The organism is Rhodoferax sp. WC2427 (assembly GCF_040822085.1).
In the GTDB taxonomy this organism is placed as follows: Bacteria; Pseudomonadota; Gammaproteobacteria; order Burkholderiales; family Burkholderiaceae_C; genus Rhodoferax_B.
In genome coordinates this window covers 3,442,323-3,460,758 of the sequence record NZ_CP162006.1, presented here as the reverse complement: position 1 = coordinate 3,460,758, position 18,436 = coordinate 3,442,323, and the positions used below count along the sequence as shown (strand labels likewise).

At 61.0% G+C, this 18,436-nt stretch carries 13 protein-coding genes; 7 read left to right on the top strand and 6 right to left on the bottom strand.

All coding sequences use genetic code 11. The features are described from left to right. Positions 1-33: 33 nt before the first annotated feature. From AB3G31_RS16250 to cydX, 4 genes are read left to right on the top strand one after another with little or no spacing between them, the layout of a single operon-like run. Positions 34-1,686 (top strand): amino acid ABC transporter ATP-binding/permease protein, encoded by a 1,653-nt coding sequence (locus AB3G31_RS16250; RefSeq protein ID WP_367850364.1) that lies wholly within the window; start codon positions 34-36, stop codon positions 1,684-1,686. A gap of 20 nt (positions 1,687-1,706) precedes the next feature. Then, positions 1,707-3,290 carry a cytochrome ubiquinol oxidase subunit I gene (locus tag AB3G31_RS16245; RefSeq protein ID WP_367847118.1) on the top strand — a complete coding sequence of 528 codons (1,584 nt, stop codon included), beginning with the start codon at positions 1,707-1,709 and terminating at the stop codon, positions 3,288-3,290. 16 nt (positions 3,291-3,306) lie between these two features. After that, positions 3,307-4,461, top strand: coding sequence for a cytochrome d ubiquinol oxidase subunit II (gene cydB / locus AB3G31_RS16240; RefSeq protein ID WP_367847117.1), 1,155 nt, complete (start codon positions 3,307-3,309; stop codon positions 4,459-4,461). A gap of 36 nt (positions 4,462-4,497) precedes the next feature. Then, complete coding sequence (gene cydX / locus AB3G31_RS16235; protein ID WP_315186722.1) at positions 4,498-4,629, top strand: cytochrome bd-I oxidase subunit CydX; 132 nt, start codon at positions 4,498-4,500, stop codon at positions 4,627-4,629. Between the two features lie 6 nt (positions 4,630-4,635). Here the strand turns inward: cydX and AB3G31_RS16230 are convergent, their stop codons facing one another. The 6 genes from AB3G31_RS16230 to AB3G31_RS16205 all read right to left on the bottom strand — a co-directional run bounded on the left by AB3G31_RS16230 (position 4,636) and on the right by AB3G31_RS16205 (position 15,864). Further along, the gene (locus tag AB3G31_RS16230) at positions 4,636-5,199 is read right to left on the bottom strand and encodes a GbsR/MarR family transcriptional regulator (RefSeq protein ID WP_367847116.1); all 564 of its coding nucleotides are present in this window, start codon (positions 5,197-5,199) and stop codon (positions 4,636-4,638) included. A 386-nt stretch (positions 5,200-5,585) separates the two neighbouring features. Next, complete coding sequence (locus AB3G31_RS16225) at positions 5,586-8,252, bottom strand: AAA family ATPase (RefSeq protein ID WP_367847115.1); 2,667 nt, start codon at positions 8,250-8,252, stop codon at positions 5,586-5,588. A 208-nt stretch (positions 8,253-8,460) separates the two neighbouring features. Next, the gene (locus AB3G31_RS16220) at positions 8,461-11,697 is read right to left on the bottom strand and encodes a hypothetical protein (protein WP_367847114.1); all 3,237 of its coding nucleotides are present in this window, start codon (positions 11,695-11,697) and stop codon (positions 8,461-8,463) included. Continuing rightward, complete coding sequence (locus tag AB3G31_RS16215; protein ID WP_367847113.1) at positions 11,684-13,723, bottom strand: N-6 DNA methylase; 2,040 nt, start codon at positions 13,721-13,723, stop codon at positions 11,684-11,686. Before AB3G31_RS16215 ends, AB3G31_RS16220 begins: the two co-directional genes overlap by 14 nt. A gap of 41 nt (positions 13,724-13,764) precedes the next feature. Next, a complete protein-coding gene (locus AB3G31_RS16210; protein WP_367847112.1) occupies positions 13,765-15,636 on the bottom strand; it encodes a DNA methyltransferase in 1,872 nt (623 codons plus the stop codon). A gap of 6 nt (positions 15,637-15,642) precedes the next feature. Further along, positions 15,643-15,864: a hypothetical protein gene (locus tag AB3G31_RS16205; protein WP_367847111.1), complete on the bottom strand. Its 222-nt coding sequence runs from the start codon at positions 15,862-15,864 to the stop codon at positions 15,643-15,645. Positions 15,865-16,587: 723 nt separating this feature from the next. On the opposite strand from AB3G31_RS16205, the gene AB3G31_RS16200 reads away from it, so the two are divergent. Genes AB3G31_RS16200 through AB3G31_RS16190 form a run of 3 tightly spaced genes read left to right on the top strand, consistent with a single transcriptional unit; the run spans position 16,588 to position 18,433 of the window. Continuing rightward, on the top strand, positions 16,588-17,064 hold the full coding sequence (locus AB3G31_RS16200) for a hypothetical protein (RefSeq protein ID WP_367847110.1): 477 nt from the start codon (positions 16,588-16,590) through the stop codon (positions 17,062-17,064). Next, on the top strand, positions 17,061-17,324 hold the full coding sequence (locus tag AB3G31_RS16195) for an EexN family lipoprotein (protein WP_367847109.1): 264 nt from the start codon (positions 17,061-17,063) through the stop codon (positions 17,322-17,324). The genes AB3G31_RS16200 and AB3G31_RS16195 overlap by 4 nt, the downstream gene beginning before the upstream one ends. Before the next feature lie 8 nt (positions 17,325-17,332). Then, complete coding sequence (locus tag AB3G31_RS16190) at positions 17,333-18,433, top strand: type IV secretion system protein (RefSeq protein ID WP_367847108.1); 1,101 nt, start codon at positions 17,333-17,335, stop codon at positions 18,431-18,433. Positions 18,434-18,436 lie beyond the last annotated feature (3 nt).

The window sequence follows — 18,436 nt, the reverse complement described above, 5'->3', positions numbered from 1 at the left end:
CGGCGCTGGCACGACGTGGGGGTGGTTTTGGCCATGTTTTGGGCCACGCAGCGCACCCGTCTGGCGCTGGGGGCCGGGTGCGCCACCCTGACGGTGCTGGCGGGCATGGCTTTGCTGGGTCTGTCGGGCTGGTTCATCACCGCCACCGCCCTGGCCGGGCTGCAGGCGGCCACCGCGCTGCATTTTGATGTGTTCATGCCGTCGGCAGGCATCCGCCTGCTGGCCCTGGGGCGCACCGGCTCGCGCTACGCCGAGCGGCTGGTCACGCACGATGCCACCTTTGCGGCCCTGGCCGATCTGCGCGAGCGCTTGTTCCGCGGCTGGGCCCGGCCCGATGCGGCGCGTCAACTGCTGGCGCAGCCCGCCCGCCTGCTGTTTCGCCTGACGGCCGATATCGACGCGCTGGAGTCGCTGTACCTGCGCCTGCTGGTGCCCGCGCTGGCGGCGCTGGGCGCGGCCTTGTTGGCCGGTCTGGTGCTGGGCTTCATGCAGCCTTGGCTCGGACTGCTGTTGGCCCTGTGGCTGTTGGGTGCGGGATGGGGCATTGCCCTGGTGGTGGCGCAGCGCGCCGGGCCTGCGGCGGTGCGCCGGGCCCATGCGCTGGAGCTGCTGCGGGCCCGCGCTGTGGATCTGGTGGCCGGGCAGACCGAGCTGGCCATGGCCGGGCAATTGCATGCACAGCGCGCCGCCCTGGCCGCCGCCGACCAGCAACTGGCCCGGGCCGATCTGGCGCTGAACCGGCTGGAATCCCGCTCTGGCGCGGCCTACGGCATGGCGGGCAGCCTGACGCTGGTAGCGGTGCTGCTGGCCGTAGCCGTGCTGGTGGAGCAGGGCCGCATCGGTGCCCCCGCCGCCGCGTTGGCCTTGCTGCTGGCCTTGACCGCCACCGAACCCTTTGCGGCGCTGCGCCGGGGCGCCCTGGAGGCGGGCCGCAGTTGGCGCGCTGCCCGGCGGCTGGCGCCGCGCATGGCGCAGGCCGAGCAACCCAGCCTGCCCGTCGGCGGCGGCTCAGATTTCGCCGTACAGCTCACTGCGGTCAGCGTGGCCTATCCCGGTAGCCTCCTGCGCGCCTTGCAGCCTACGTCGTTCACGCTGGCCCAGGGGGAGCGGGTGGCCTTGGTGGGGCCCAGCGGCGCAGGCAAATCCACCTTGCTGGCCCTGGTGGCGGGCGAGTTGGCGGCGGATGCGGGCAGCCTGCAGGTGCAGCCGCACAGCCTGCTGACCCAGCGCACGGAACTCTTTGCCGACACGCTGCGCGACAACCTGCGCCTGGCCGACCCGATGGCTTCGGATGCCCAACTGTGGGCCGTTCTGGAGGTGGCAGGCCTGGCCGATGAGGTGCGGGCCATGGCGGTGGGGCTGGACACACGGCTGGGCGAGGGCGGGCTGGGCTTGTCCGGTGGCCAGTTGCGCCGCCTGGCGCTGGCACGGCTGTTGTTGCGCCCGGTGACATTTTGGCTGCTGGACGAACCTACCGAGGCGCTGGATACTTTGACGGCCCACGATGTCCTGCAGCGGCTGCAGGCGCAGGCGCACGGCAAAACCCTGTTGATAGCCACCCATTTGCGCCGGGAGGCGGCGCTGGCCGACCGCCTGCTGTGCCTGCGGGAGGGGCGCATCACAGCCGATCTGCGGCGGGGTTCGGCGGAATTTGAAGCAGCGCTGCATGCGCTGCGGCCCGATTAAATCGTAACGAAAGCTGTCTTATGGACCTTGATATTGTGGATTTGTCCCGGTTGCAGTTTGCCTTGACGGCGCTGTACCACTTCTTGTTTGTGCCGCTGACCATCGGTTTGGCGGTACTGCTGGCCATCATGGAGACCGTCTACGTGATGACCGGGCGGCCCATCTGGCGTGACATGACCCAGTTCTGGGGCGGGCTGTTTGGCATCAATTTCGCCATGGGCGTGGCCACCGGCATCGTGATGGAGTTCCAGTTCGGCATGAACTGGAGCTACTACAGCCACTACGTGGGCGATGTGTTTGGCGCACCGCTGGCGATCGAGGGGCTGATGGCCTTCTTCATGGAAGCCACCTTTGTGGGTCTGTTCTTTTTTGGCTGGGACCGGCTCTCCAAGCTCGGGCACCTGGCGGTCACCTGGGCCGTGGCCCTGGGCACCAACTTGTCGGCGCTGTGGATTCTGATTGCCAACGGCTGGATGCAGAACCCGGTGGGCGCGGCGTTCAACCCGCAAACCATGCGTATGGAGGTGACCGACTTCTATGCGGTATTGACCAACCCGGTGGCCCAGGCCAAGTTCGTCCACACGGTGTCGGCGGGTTACACCATGGCATCGCTGTTTGTGCTGGGCGTAGCGGCCTGGTATGTGCTGCACGGTCGGCATACCGAGCTGGCCAAGCGCTCGATGACGGTGGCGGCGTCGTTTGGTTTGGCGGCTGCGCTGTCGGTGGCGGTGCTGGGTGACGAAAGCGGCTATTTGTCCACCGAACACCAGAAGATGAAACTGGCCTCCATTGAAGCCATGTGGGAGACCGAGCCCGCGCCTGCGGCCTTTACCGCTTTCGGCTTTCCGGACCAGAAGGCGCGCGAGACGCATTTCGCCGTGCATATTCCGGCGGTGATGGGGCTCATCGGAACCCGTTCGCTGAACACGGAAATTCTGGGTATTGACGACCTGGTCATGCATGCCGAGCTGAATATCCGGGTGGGCATATCGGCCTATGACGCCTTGCAAAAGATCCGCGACCCGGCCACCGACCCGGCGGCCCGCGAGGTGGCGGCATCCATCTTCGAGAAAAACGGCAACGCCATGGGCTACGCTTTGTTGCTCAAACGCTATGTGGACGATCCGCGCCAGGCGACGGCAGAGCAGGTGGCGCAGGCGGCCCGCGACACCATTCCGCCGGTGGCCCCCTTGTTCTGGTCGTTCCGGGTGATGGTGGGGCTGGGCATGTTCTTCATTGCGCTGACCGGCACGTTCTTTGTACTGTCGGCACGCCGCAAGCTGGACGCTTACCCCTGGCTGCTGCGGGTGGCGGTGTGGGCGATTCCGCTGCCCTGGGTGGCGGCGGAATGCGGCTGGATTGTGGCCGAGCTTGGCCGCCAGCCATGGGTGATCGAGGGCGTGTTGCCCACCGCCGTGGCCGTCTCCAGCCTGGGCGCCAGCACCGTGTTGGCCACGATCGTGGGCTTCGTGGCCTTGTACACCGTGTTGTTCGTAATTGAGATGAAGCTGCTGCTCAAGGCCATCCGCAAGGGGCCGGAAGCCCACCATGGACTACCACCGTCATCCGCGCCTGTCGGCGCGACCCGTACCGCTGCTGTCTGAACCGAGGAAACCCAACATGGTCTTGCATGAACTGCTTTCGTATGAAACCCTGCGCCTGGTCTGGTGGCTGCTGCTGGGGGTGTTGCTGATCGGCTTTGCCGTGACCGATGGCTTTGACCTCGGCGTGGGCATGCTGCTGCCGCTTGCCGGGCGCGACGATGTGGAGCGCCGCGTCATCATCAACAGCGTGGGCCCGGTGTGGGAGGGCAACCAGGTGTGGCTGATTTTGGGCGGCGGGGCGATTTTTGCGGCCTGGCCGCCGCTGTATGCGGTGTCGTTTTCAGGCTTTTACCTGGCCATGTTTGCGATTTTGCTGGCCTTGATTCTGCGGCCCGTGGCTTTCAAGTTCCGCAGCAAGCGCGAAGAACCCGCCTGGCGCGCCCGCTGGGATGCCGTGCTGTGCTTCAGCGGCCTGGTGCCGTCGCTGATTTTTGGGGTGGCCATCGGCAATGTGCTGCAAGGCGTGCCTTTCCGCTTCTCCAGCGACATGCATATTTTTTACGAAGGCACGTTCTTTGGCCTGCTGAACCCGTTTGCGCTGCTGTGCGGCCTGGTATCGGTGGCCATGCTGCTGCTGCACGGCAGTGCCTGGCTGGTGTTGAAAACCTCGGGCCCTGTGGCCGAGCGGGCGCGGGGCATCGGCAGCGTGGCTGCGGTGGCCAGCCTGGTGTTGTACGCGCTGGCGGGCTGGGTGCTGTGGGGCTGGGTGGCTGGCTACCAGGTCACCAGCGCCTTGCCGGTGAACGGGCCGTCGAACCCGCTGCTGAAAACCGTGGCCTCGCAAGCCGGTGCCTGGTTTGCCAACTACACCGCCCACCCCGGGCTGTGGCTGGTGCCGGCACTCGGGCTGGCCGGGCCCTTGCTGGCCCTGGTGTGCCTGCGGCTGCGCCGCGGCGGGCTGGCCCTCTTGGCCAGTGGGCTGTCGATTGCCTGCATTATTTTGAGCGTGGGCGTGTCGATGTTTCCGTTCATCCTGCCCTCGTCGCTGGACCCGCGCTCCAGCCTGATGGTGTGGGACGCATCCTCCAGCCATTTGACGCTGTTCATCATGCTGGTGGTCACCGTGGTCTTCATTCCGCTGATCGTGGCCTACACCAGCTGGGTCTACAAGGTGATGTGGGGCAAGGTGGATGCCGATGCCATCCGCGACAACCGTGGCCACGCGTACTGAACCCGGCCGCGCACTCTTATTCAAAGGAAATCAAAGATGTGGTATTTCTCTTGGCTGTTAGGCCTGCCGCTGGCCGCGACGTTCGCGGTGCTCAATGCCATGTGGTACGAGCTGATGGACGATGCCGCCACGCGGCACGACAAGCTCGATAAACCACCGCACGTGTAAAACGTGTCAGGAGGCTTTGTCAGACTTGAAAGCCTGCTTCACCCGGTCTTTGACCTGGATGAGCTTTTGCACCTGGGAGCCCATTTTCATCAGCTGGGCCAGTGAAGCCGAGTCCATCTTTTGCACCTCGTCCAGCCAGGAGGTGCCCAGTTCGATCAGGTCGTGCATCTCCTTCATGCGGGCCTGGGCGTGCACATCTTCCTCGGCGGTGGGTTCTTCCAGCAGGGCATCGCGCAGCATCGACAGGGTGGGGTCGATCTCGCGTTTGCGGCGCTCGGCTGCCAGGGTGCGAAAGATGGCCCACACGTCTTCAGGGGCCTGGAAGTATTCGCGCCGGTCGTTGGGCAGGTGGTGCAGCCGCACCAGATTCCACGAGGCCAGCTCTTTCAGCCCCATGCTGACGTTGGAGCGCGAAAACGCCAGCGCTTCGGCAATTTCATCGGCATTGAGCGGCTTGGCCGACACAAACAGCAGCGCATAGATCTGCCCCACTGTGCGGTTGATGCCCCAGCGGCTGCCCATTTCGCCAAAGTGCAGAACAAAACGCTGGGTCAGGGGCTGCAAGTTCATACTGGATTCCTTTGATTCCCGAATTTTCAGAATTTACTGTACTGCATGGTGAAGCGGGTAAAAAAAAACCCCTTAACTCGTGGGAGTTAAGGGGTTTTTGGTGTGTGGTGCCCGAGGCCGGAATCGAACCGGCACGCCTTGCGGCGGGGGATTTTGAGTCGCTGTGTAAGGTACTCTGCCCCAGTAAAACCTGCGAACCCAAGCGAAGGTTGAAGAAATAAAAAGTAATTATAGATCAGTAGGTTAGCGAAGTTTTCAGAAATCGGTGAAAACTGATCTGTGTACCTGTACTGTACTGCGGACTGCAGCTCACCCTCTCCATCTCGATTGGCCGATGTTGGGCTCCCATGCAGGGAAGCGTTTTATCGATGGAGTGCAAACCGCGTCTATCGACCTGCGCGAAGGTCAAGGGCGTCAATTTCTTCGAGCGTGCTGACCACAGATTCCACGAGGTCGGCGTCGAAATCATCCCGGTTCGCTTCCTCGTGTGTACCTTTGTTTAGGTAGGTCCACACCAGATTCGCAGCTGGAATGCCCAAGATTCGACCGTACGCAGACACAAGCAGAGGCTTGTTGGCATGGTTACAGGTTGCCGCGTCTTCGAGTCGTTTGCGTAGCGCCTCGCAAAGGTTGCGGAGACCAGGCTCTGCCCCTACACCTGCAAGCTGCAGATTCAACACACCCAGCTCGTGGCTCACGAGCCAGCGCCACACCTTTTCAGAGAGCATCTCAAGGCCCTGCCGACAAGACGCCAGGGACTCGCGATTGTCCAGTGCGTCTTTCGACGTTCGGGCCTTCAGAACGTAGTTCCTGCTCGTGATGTTTCCCGACACACGCGGCTGGTAGTTGCCGTTGTGGTTGCGGAACAGGTAGACCTGGCTATCGCCGCGGCGAGCGGCGGGCAAGTGCTGCTGGATGTCCTTGATGAACTCATTGCTATGGCACGTGACGATGAGCTGCGTGTCGGCGAAATGGTCGCTCTCGAAGATCGTCTCGCGGATGCCGCTGCGGTGGTCGTGGTCGATGGCGTTGATGGCGTCGTCGAACACGATCAGCGGGCTTTGGATGCTCTGGCCCTTGGCCAGCAGGATCGCCAGGCCCAGGCAGCGGATGTGGCCCTCACTGAGGATGCGCAGCGCGTCCACCCGCACGCCAGGATTTCCCCGAAAGGCGATCTCGATCTTTTGCTCACCCGTCAGCGGCAGGCGCAACGCCGCGAGCTTGTCCGGGTCCAAGTCGTTGCGGTTGAACTCGTTGTAGAGGTTCATGGCCGCGTCGTTGAGGCCCGCCATCAGAGTGCCTGGAAGCTGATTGCGGTAGCTCCGCAGCAAAGCCAGGAAGCGATCGTATGCCGCCTTGATCGGGGTGTCGCGCTCTATGTCGAGAGCTTCCTGGGCCACGTCGCGAATGAGCTGGGCGTTGTCCACGTCGAAAGCCGCGATCCGGTCTTTGGCCGCCGCCACGGCATCCACAAGCTGCTGGCGTTTCAAGTCCTGGGCTTGGACAGCCAGTTGATGGGCGACGAGCCCGGCGCGCTCGGTAGCGTTGCGCTGGCGCTCTTGCCGCGCGAGGGCCGAGGCCGCATCCCTGGCCGCGACGCGGTCAGCCTCTGCAAGGATGGCCTCGAGCGACAAGGCGTCGGCGGCAGCGCCTTCCTGCGGCGGGCGGGCAGGGTAGACCGCGCTCCACCACTCTCCGGCCGGCTCGGCAGCCAGGCCCGCAACGTATCGCCCGACCGGCGTTTCTTGCTCATCTTGGGCAGCGGTGAAGGTGGCGATGAGGCCGAGTTGGCGCCGGAGCTCGCGCGACGCTGTGCCAACTTTCGTCCTGGCCGCTTTGAGCTCATCTTGCAGTTCGCCAAGCTCCTTCAACTGGGCCAAGCCAGCCGTGGCCTTCTCGAACGGATTGGACTTCGCGTCAGCCAGCGGCGTGTCACACGCCGGGCAATGGTCGCCTTCGGTAGCCTGCAGTGCCAGGACTGCGGTGTAGAGGTCTTTGAAGGACACCTGGCTGCTGCGGGCTTCGAGCTTGGCGGCGATGCCCGCGAGCACTTCTTGGCCCAAGCGCGGCGCCTCGAAGGCGTTCAGCAGGCCATCGCGCGAAAGGCCGATGGCCGTTGGCGGCACTGCGTTGAGGATGCCGTCGAGCTCTTGAAGGCGGCCAGGAGCCTCCGGCGTGCCAATGAGAGCCTTGAGGCCGGCATAGGTCATGCCGGCTGAGTGCGTGAGGGCCAGCGCCGCCTCTTCAGCCGCCAAGTCGAGCAGGGCCTTAGCCTCGCCGTTCACTGTGGCCTGGTCGGCGGTTAGAGCGTTGCGCTTGCCGGTGAGTGCGAGCTGCTTGGTGGCGGCCAGCACGAGCTGCTGGTCGATGGATTCATTGAAGTGCCCGACGAACTCGTTGAACTTGTCCATGCCGAACAGCGTGGCGATCAGCTCAGTGCGTTGGGCTGGCGGGCGGGCTGCGATCCGCGAGAACGCGTCGATGCGGTTCTTCTCGATGAAGCAGAACCGGAAGGTGTCGGGGTTTGCGGCCACCGCCACCTCGCGGTTCTGGTGGTCGGTCGCCCGTAACGCCGGAGCTTCAAAGCGCCGCGCGTGCAAATTAGCGAGATACGTGCGCCCGTCAATGCGCTTGGTTTCTGCCTCTTCAACCGAGCCTAGCAGGCCGTATTCAAGCCCTTCGCAAAAGCTTGTCTTGCCGCTGCCGTTGGGGCCGTAGAAGAGGATGACGCGCTTTTGCAGGTCGAAAGGCTCCGGCGTGCGAAAGCCCCGGAAGGGACCGATAGTCATGGTCCGCAGCCGCTTCCACGGCCACGCGCCATCTGCGGCCACAGCTTGGATTGGGGGAGGACCGTCAGCAGTCTGGGCCAAGGCCCTGCGAGCTTGGCCGACCAAGTAGATGGACCGTTGGCTGTGCTGGCGCGAGGTCTGCGCCAGCGCGTCAAAGTGCGCCAGCGCCAAGTTCGCCAAGCGCCGCACATTTGGCGGAGCCACGGTCGCCGGCAGATGCAGCCAGGCCACGAACCGCTCAAAGTCCCGTTTGGAAGATGCCATGTGACCCCCTGGTCGTTCTGATTTTTGTTGAGCCAAGCTTCGGCCCGCTGTCCACCATCCCTTCCCAGGGGGGGTCGTCAGCATGGGCGTGAGGCTCAGCGCCTGCTCAATCGTAACGGCAAGTTACGCGCGGCATCGAAAACGAGCTTGGCGGAGAGCCTGCGAGCCGCTGCTCTCCGGTGCCAGTTATGGTCAACGCTCAGTGGATTCAAACACCATAGAGGTTGGCGCATGCCTCTTGGTAGGCGTCCCAGCCAGGCAGTTGCTCAAGCGCCGCTCGAATTTTCGTCCGTCGCGTGATCATGTGCTTCTGAGGCGAGAGCATGGGTTGCATGTCAGGTTGCGTGCGTCGGGTGGCCCATTCGGATAGCAACGCTTTGGCTGCATTAACGATCGCTCGGTGGTCTGGGTTTGCCACGTCAAAAGCCGGGGTTCGATCGAATGCCAACTTGTGGATATGGCGTTCGCCAAAGGCTCCGCGTGGCTGGTGCGCCTTGATGACCTCGATGACGGCTTGGCTGTTTATCAACGCGGTGATGTAGATTGCCTCGTCCTCGGTCGCAACGCGCCCCCAATAAAGCGTCTGGTCGATGACAGTCTTGTCGCAAGGTATCTGGTCGCCGCGCACATACGCGGCGCATGGCAGCTTGCCGCCCGCCGAGGCGAACACCAGCCAGTCCTGGCCGGTCCAGCCTTGGCCAGACAGCTTTTTGCGGTCCGTGTCCACCGTCTCGAAGAATTCATCGACGCTCTCGTTGATGGCGGTCAAGGCAGCTTTGATCGCGCCACCTGTCGCTCCGCCAAGCGCAGCGATCCCCGGTCCTGTGCGAGGCTCCCACCCGCCCGTCCCGTATTGAAATGGCAAAAGTCCTTTGGCGCCGGCGGCGAGCTCATAGGGAGCCAGATGCTTTGAGATCAGCACGTCGAACATCACCTGGTCGCTAACGCCGTTTGCAGTCAGTGCGAAATCTTTAAGCCGATGGCCGTCCGATCTGAGGAAGTAGAAGGGCGAGCCGGCGTTGATTGGCATCAAGTTCCAACCCGCGCCGTTCTTTGTCGTCGCATGAAAAACGATGCCGCGCGGCATCACGTCGGCGCCTTGTCGAAACAGCGGCCCGATGGACTTCTTGGTCGCAACTTTCACGGCCGGTGCAGCAGGTAGCGTGGTCGTCCATGCAGTGCGGCCGTTGGACTTGACGATGTGGTAAGTCGTCGCAGTCTCTGATGTTCTGCTCACGTCCCGTCCCACGAAAGTCGTGGCGCCGCCGGGATGCGACTTGGAACCAAAAAGCACAATCGCTTCGTTCTTGAACGTCTGGTTGGCAATCTTCCATATCTCGCCAGGAGCGAATTGCACAGGCTTGCTCGCGGTGAGGTAGCCGGCCGAGCGGAATGGCTCGTGGTGCGACCCGTTGAGCACCGTGTCCGGCAGGATGCATCCGATCACCGCCCCCGGAGTCAAATAGCGTTCAATGGCGTGCAAGAGGAAGATGGTTGCGATTTCCACATGCAAATGCGAAGAGCCTGGCGCTTTGATGCCGTGGAGCTCCGACTTGGCTTTCAATGCGTTCTGATAGGGGTTGCTCGCGATCTTGCTGAGAGCCAGCCATGGCGGGTTCGTCACCACTCCGTTGAAGCGTCCTGCGACGAGAGCTGGCCGGAAGCTATTTCGCAGCACGAATGCCCAGATGCCATTGCGTCCAGCGCGTTGCAGTTTCTCCAGCGCTTTCAGCAACTTCTTGCAGAACTCGATTGATGCGGCCCTTTCGTCGATGGCTAGCGCGACCCCGGTGTCGGTCAAAACCGCATCCACCATCGTCTCGATGTCTTTGTCCGTGAGCGTCGTGCTCGCTGCCGCCGCGCTGCTCATCGCCATGTCATAGCCACGCGAGAGCAGGGCGTCGAACAAGGTCTGGTTCGATGCCGTGATCAAAAACTGGGGGAGTTGGACTTCTTCCGTGTCGAGTTTGAGCTTGCGCTGCTCTTCTCCGGTCGCGCTGAACACCTTTGTCACCGGAGTGTTCGCAAACAGCGAGTCCGCGTGATAGACGGGAATCTGCGCCTCATGCCCGGCGGCGAGCCAATCCTTGCTGGCCAGCACCCAGCCAACCTTGGCAAGCATCACAGCCAATGGGTCGATGTCGAATGCGGTGATCGCAGTCGCGAGTTCGCTAAGCGCAGCGGGGTCGCCTGGAATTCGGCCAGCAGCGCGAAGGCGCTGTTGAGCGCGCTTCACCGTCTCCACGACCATCGCTCCCGATCCGCAGCACATATCGACGAAGCGCGGCTGTTGTCCCTCGGGGAGCGCCGACATGACATGCTCGACAAGCTTGCCGGCGAGCCATGAAGGGGTCCATTCCTGCCCAAGCAGAAGTCGTTGCGAGCGGGCCGCCAACTGCGCCATGAGAGTGCCGAAAAGATCCTCGGCGGGGGACGATTCGAAGTCGTAGGCGCGAAGGTCGTTTTGAAGATCGCGCGCAACGGCGACCAAGTCGCTCACGTAGGGACTGGCGTTGAGCCAGCCGAAATAGTCGTATTCAACGAGGTTGGGCAGCCCACGAGCTTTGAAGAACGAGCCGTCCAAGATCGCTTGCAACTCTGCGTCGTCGCTGATCAAAGCCCTCCCGTTCAGAACGTTGGCGCAAATGAGCTTGGCGAGCGTGAGGATGTATAGCTCCCCGACATACGAGCCTTTGTCGAACTTGCCGGCAGCGGCGTCCCCGCCCAGGTATGAAACGAAGTCTGTCCAAAGCTTTGTGATCAAGCTGGCATAGGTCGGGTCATGGGCGAACGCGTGGTCCACAAGCGCGTCAATTGGCTGGACATGGGCCTGACAGAATGGGCTATTGAATCCCAAGTCTTTCGCCAGAGTGAGCGCGGCCAGCAAGCGGCCACCTTCGCGCCCAAGATGGCGAACCAAAAACGCCCCGAGTTTCTTCGCTTCGACATCGCCTGCCGCTGACAGGTCGCATGATTCGATCTCGGTGAGCTCGATGTGCTCCGGGCCGTAGCTGGTGGCGCCAGCGACGGTCGAAATATCCTTGACCTCCGAAATGCCGAACGCATGCCATCGGACAGTGTCGGAGAGCACGCCAACGAGCAGGTCGCGAGGCGTCCCCGCGTTGAGCTGGCCAGCACAGTATTGCTTCACCTGATGGAGGCCGTGCGCGAAGGTGCCCAGCGCGTGCAAGTCCCTCTCGTATTCGATCACGGTGGCGCCCACGAGCACATCGACGAAGCCATGCTTCTTGGCCCCGAGCTCGTGGAACTTTGCCAACGACTCCGTCCCGGTGACGTGAGCCTTGGTCCACCAAGGCTGGTCGGGGAACATCAACGGCAGCTTGGCTGAGAGCGCGTGCCGCAGCACATCCTCCGCCTTGCCTTCACGGATGAGGTCGCTGGCTTCCTTCAGGAAAGCCTTGCCCTGCGCTTCAACATACTTCACCACCATCTTGTCCCCCCTTTTTTGTGTTGTGTTTCGCGCGTCTTTCCTGTCCCCCGCGCGCGATTTGCCGCAATTCCTTGATTCCTTCGCCATCGCACCCGAGAACTTCGGCCACGATGGCGTTGATGCTGTTCAGCGACGCTTCCGCTTCTGCGTGTTCGGCCTTGGCAGCGAGCTCGTCGCCATGCCGTGAGAGTTTGCAAAGCTGCTCTTCATTGAACGCTGGAACTGGGAAGCGCCGCAGGTGCGCGGCTTCCACTTTCAGGGCGCCGCCGCCCATGACTGCTCCCGACGTTTCGATGACCGCCTGCGCCCACGCGCTGTTCATGAAAGCGAGCAAAGCTGCTGCGTTCCACTTGCTGAGCGGCAAAGTCCACATCGTCGAAAAATTTGCGTCGATGAGGCATTGCCGAGCCTTGTTCAAGTAGGCCGTCGGGGTGGATGAATTCACTCGCGCCAACAGAACGTCCGGCAAATGCCTCGCCGCAAAGTCGGGCAACATGTACCAATGGCGCGGCGGCATGCCGCGAGCCGCAGGCCTGATGTTCGGAGAGACGGCGGTGAGGTTCCAAACCTTTTGCGGCTTGACGTCAGTGCCGAAGTTGGCCTGGCCTGCCGCCCGAACTACCGCCGCAATTGACTCGGGCATGCGTTCATAGACCGATGGGAACATGTCGGCTTCGCCCAAGTCCTCCGGGAGCGCGTGCTGTCTGAGGTCCAGCGCCCAGCCCGTGGCGAGCTCAGGAGAGACGGCGAAGCCCGCCGGAAGCTCAGATTGCCGGCGAATGACGGGCCGAGCGACGCTATCTGGTGCCCGCGCGACCAATCCCGCCAGCGGGCCAGAAAAGGACAGCGCTATGTGCCCTGACGAGCGCACGCCGTCGGCGTAGAAGAAGCCATTGGCTCCGGTGCGCAGGCCCTGACCAACAGCCACGCCGTGCGACTCGAACGTGGCGAAGGATGGGGCGATGCCCTGGCGGGTAAGCCAATCATGAATCTCGTGAGAGACGTAGATGCCTTCCGACGCTTGGCTACCTGTTTCGCCGATAGCTGCGAACCATTTTTGCCTGGAGGCGGCGGCAACCATGTTTCTGCATGCGAGCTTCATCGACGCGGGACGCGCGCGGGCGAGGCCTGTGGGATGGCTAGCGCCATTTCGAAGCCACGAACGCGCTTGCTTAGCGAAATCTCTTTCTGGGCTCGATCCTCCTGCGAGTGCGATCCTCCCAATGGGACTTTCCGGGCTGGCCGCAGCGGCGGAGATTAAGATATGGCAGTAGGTGGAGCTGTCTGCTCGCACTAGGGCCGATGCGCGCCGCTTCACCCGCTTAGCCACGATGAGCGTCGTCTTGACCTGAGCGTCGTCGAACCAAGAGGCGTGCTCGTCTTCCACGACGAACTCAATGTCGAACCAGCGGAACAGCAGGTAGTGCACGATCGTCGCGTAGTCCCGCGTCAGCCAAGACTCAGGCACTACCAACGCCAAGCGGCCACCAAGCTTTACGAGGCCGGCACAAAGAATCCAGGAGGGAACGGCCAGGTCGGACAGGCCGGAGTAGCCGCTTATGAGGTGCGCGAAGAGGCGTTTGTCCTCTGCATCGAGAGCAGAGAGCCTTGGCAAGGTCTGCAGCAGCCCGGTCCGAATTTGCATCGCGCTCGGAAGAAAGTGGTCAATCTCCGACTTGTCTGAGAACGACTGATATCGGACGTAGGGTGGATTGCCAATCACCAAGTCCCACTCCGTCTTTGGCAGGCGCGAGATGGTGTCTGAGTCGAAAGCGCTGCCAAGAATGCAGTCGGCCTGCGGCAATCGGTTTGAGCACACGTCTCTGGCGGCGCGGTCGATTTCGATGCCCACGATCGATGCCGGAGCTGCGCCAATTTCCAGGCATGAAGCCAGCAGATCGCCTGATCCAGCCATTGGATCGATGATGCTCTCTGCCTTCTCCGCTTGGGCCAGCGCGGCAAGGATTCGGCCGAGGCCCACACCAGTGAAGTATTGGCCCAAGCGTTTGCGGCGCTCCATATCTGGCGCGTGGCCAGCAGGCAGTGGCTGGCGAGCTTGCTTCATCGGTCTGCGGAGGGCCTGCGGCCCGAACTGACCTCTGCGCGCGCAAGGGCATAGAAGGCCTTGGCGTCCATCTCAACGTCACAGCCAAGCTGCAAGCACTTGCCGACGAATTGCGAATAGAGCAATTGCGGATCAGACAGCGAGCTATTGCCGGCACCTCGGATCACTTCCGCTGCGATCTTGGAACTCGTCTTGCCAACTGCCCGATCAGGAGAGCGCTTCGACAGCAACAACAATGGATCGCCTTTGACCGAAACGGTGGAGACGACCTGTTTGAAGCTCGCTTGAATCTTGTCCAAGACGCTCGTGGCTTCGACGGTGAAGCCAGCAGCCACGTAGGCCTGCGCAAGCGCCCGCCATACCTCCGAATGCGCAGAGTGAAACACTACCGTCGCCAAGCCCTCTGGTTTAAGCACGCGCGAAATGTCCTTGAAGACGCTCGCCATCATGGCTCCATATTCCGACACGCCTTTGGATTGCGAGGGACTCACGATCACTTCGCGTGCGCGGTCAGTGGTCTTTCCAAGCCAATGTTCGTTGATCTGATTGAGTTCCGCGTAGGGGATGTAGGCGCCGAAAGGTGGGTCCGTAAAGACATAGTCCACCGAATGAGGTTTTAGCGACATGCTTTCACTGGTGCCGTTGTGGACGACAACCGTGCTTCTGCTGCCATGGAGCATGTGGAAGGAATCGATGAACGCTTTGGACTTGCGCCGCACGCCTTCGAGAATGTTCTTCTCCACCGGCAGTCCGCTGATGTAGAGCACGCCGCTTTGCGACCCCGTGAGAACGAAGTCGCTCTGCCCCTTTTTGAGAACCACGCGGGTCATGAGCGTCGAGTGGCTCGAGTTGTAGCTCAGGACTAGGAGTCGCAATGCGTCGCGCACGTCCTCTGGGAAATCGGCGACGAGATCGAAAAGGGCCGCCATCGCGATGAAGTTGCGCTTCGTGTAGAAGTGATGAAGCTTCTCGATGCCGACGTGATAGCCCGTGCGGCGCAGCTCGCCCCAAACAAGATCGGCGTTGGGAGCGGACTTCGGCGGTCTCGCTTTGGCGATTCGCGCGAGGACTTCATGGTCTTCGGGCGTGGGTGGCCGCTGCCATTTGGCCGACCCGGTCCGGCCATGCACCCGCGCGATCACGCGCTTCTTTGTAAGTTGCTTGCGTCCAAATGCGTCTAGGGATGACTCAAGCGCTCGCTCGCAGGCTCCGACCGCGACCTGCTTTCGGCAGCTCTTGCAGCGAAAAGTGTCCGACATGCTCAGTGGCTTTGTCTTCACGCTCGCATCCCACAACGAGACTTCGTTGCCGCAGTGCGGGCAAACGAGCACTTCGGACCAGATCATGTGGCGCAGCGTTCCGGGAGAGCCGCTCGCGTCCTTCGCCTCATATAGCCAGGAGAGCTTTTCTTCGGCGCGCCGGCACAGCTCATTGACCGCCGCTGCGAATGTCTCCGGCTCTGGTGGGCGGCAGAGAGTTTCTGAGACGAACGAGCCCAAGGTGCCGATCTCGAAAAGATGGGCGGTGCGCGGTCCCCACTTTGGTTTGATTCCAAGCGCGTCGGCCATGCGCCGCATCTCATCGGTGGGACGATCGCATAGCAGTGTCGCGAGCCCTGTGGTTCCGCTTCCTGCGAATGCGTCGAGAACAGTCGCGCCCGGCTTTGTATGTGCCGCGATAAAGACGGCGATCACCTCGGGTGAGATTTTCGTTGGATAGGAAAAGGCGTTGTAAAGCGGTCCCGTGCGCGGTGATGGCAAGGGAGTGCTGTAAAGCTCAGCGATGTTTGCCACAGGTGATTGATTCTTTTGGTTGTCGACCTCTTGCGGGTCCGAATGGGCGCAGGTCGCTTCTCGTTCGAGGCTCATGGCAGTTCAGGCCACGGCTTTGACGTGCAGTTTTTTGTCGGCTCGCGTTTGAGTCGCTCGCACGGCAGGAACGGCGATGTTCTTGGATTCGCAAAAAACCGCGACCAGAACTTCCAGCATGTTCACCATACTTCGTTGCTCATGGTCGGCTGCAGCTTTCAAAGCAAGTTTGAAGCTGGGCGACACCCTCAAGTTCAGTGTGTCGCTCTTCACGTCGTCAAATCTCATGGCGCCCCGCAGATGTCTGTGCATTTGCGTTATGGTATCAGAGCGGCGTGTAGGAAGTAGAACATTCAGCGTGCCACCTGCTCGACGCGTGCGTCGTTCTGGTTGTATTTGTGGTAGCTGTGCGCACAGCTTACCGGCGCTTCGCCTATCCTGCATTAGCCCACACGATTCAGATATTTGGTCATGACCAAATCCTCGTGGACTGGCCATCACTAGAAAAAAACGCGTACGCGCGTAGTTCACTGGCGGTTCGCCTATCCTGCACTAGTCCACACTGCATAATATTTTTGGTCATGACCAAATATTCGGGAAATGCCGGGCCGCCCTCAAAATTTGGTCATGACCAATTTCAAACCCATGATGTCTTCTTTTCCGCTTTGCGCGTCGGACTGCTGCGGTGCTTTTTGCGTACGGTCTGGATGCCTTCTACCATCGACCAACCGACTTCAAAGTGAGACAATAACAAGTGCCATAACATCATGTTCTGGCGCGTTTTTTAACCCCAAACTGGGGCATCGACCTTCTACACCGCCCTCCACCCTGATGGGGTAGGGCGCTCATTGTGAAAGCCTGAGCTGATGGCCGTAAAACGGCATGGAGACGTGGGAAGACACGTTGTGATAGCCCGCATGGGCACGCCCTCGGAAGGTGGGCAAGACTGCCGATAGCGTTGGCAGAGTGGCTGAAATGCCCGGTGTCCCTCCCTATTCAGGAGAGGCGAACATGGTTTCTTATAGTCATCTGCCCATCGCGACGCTTTGCTCGTTCATATTGCTGGCAATATGGCGTTTGTGGGCATGCATTGATCGGCTCGGGTTCATGAGGGAGGTTTTACAGCGGGCACCCTTGATGTTCCAGGGCCATTTGCTAGCCGCAGTGCTTGCCATCATGCCGCTATTGATCGCGGTGGTTACTTGGTCAGGCATCAACTTACCTCACCAGACCGCCCCGATGAATGCCTACATTGCGGCGTTCATGTCTGCGGCATGTCTCGGTGGGTGCCTGCTCCTTCTCAAGAACACGGGTGAACGCCTCGCCCTCTCTTGGGCTGGCTCGCGTGAAGGTGCATTACGTGTCGTCGCCATGCTGCGCATCATCGACGCGGCCGAACTGGCCTATGCGCTGCAATACGTTCGCGAACACGAAGCCAAAAATAGCCGAGTGATTGAAGTCGGCAACTTCCGCGATGTGGACAAATGAAAAACCTCTCTATAGTCCTCGCCGCGCTCATGGCGTTGGCCGGTTGCAAAGAAGATCAGCCCGTCGAAGTCGTTCAAACCGTCGATTGGTACAAAGCCCACGACGCCGAACGCATCGAAATGGTTAAAAAGTGCAAGAGCAGTCCGGGCGAAATTGCGGGCACTCCGAATTGCATCAACGCCAAATCCGCACACGATCAAACAATATTCGGTAGCCAAAATTTCAATATTAAGGCCACCCCTCCCCAATTCACGAGGTAGGTGACGCTATGGACGAGCTCACATTATTCACATTCATTGGTGAAACAATCACAAACGCCACCAACGCATTCATGGTGCCGGCGGCTAGCGACTTAATGTTCAAGCTGCAAATGGCCGTTCTGGGCGGCGTCACCCTATACATCGTCATGTCGGGTTATGCGATTGCAACGGGTTCGATGGAATCGCCTTTTTGGACTGTCATGAAGCAGTGGGCCAAGATCATGTTCATTGCCTATTTCGCCTTCACTGCTGATGGATACCATCAACAAGTCATGGGCACGCTGAACGGTATTGAAACTGGCCTCTCCGACGTTCTGAAAATCACCGCTCCAGGTGCGCCGCCCTCCACCATATATCAAACGCTTGATGAGGTCGTGAACAAGGGCGCTCAACTGGCCTCTATCGCCTTGCAACAAGCCAGCGATGCAGGATGGAACATCGGCGCAGCGGCATCGTGGTTCATTACTGGCATCTTCGTTTCTATCGGAACCTTGATATTTGCCATCGTCGGCGGCGTGAATATCATCGTGGCGAAATTTTCTCTTGCCGTGATGTTCGCCCTTGGTCCGTTCTTCGTTGCTTGCGCAATGTTCCCGCTGACTTCGCAGTTCTTCGACAGGTGGCTAAGTCAGGTGATGAATTACATTTTCACGATTGTGATTATTGCCCTCATCATGTCTTTTGGCATCGTCGCATTTAATGGTTTTATCGGCGGCGTTGATTTGACGGGTGAAGGCATACAAAACCCTTATATTGCCGGCCTTCAAGTGTTTGGCTTGACCCTGATTCTGAGCTGGATTGCCATGCAGGCGGGCAACATGGCATCTGGCTTGGCCGGCGGCGTTTCCACCTCCGCGCTGTCACTGCGCCAAATTGCGTCGGGCGCAATGTCGCCGGTCCGTGCCGTGGGCGCTGCTCATAACGTGGTCAATCCCGCTTCAACCCGCCTTGACCCTCGGACCGGCCACCAGACGACAGCGCGGCGAGCCGAACACCTTGCTATGGGTCGCAGCGTATGGGCACGCAACCCCGCGTATCGGGAGGCCATCAAGGAACGCTTGGGGTCAGCATGGGCAAAGCAACCAGGCGGTGACGTAAAGGGGAAATAAGCC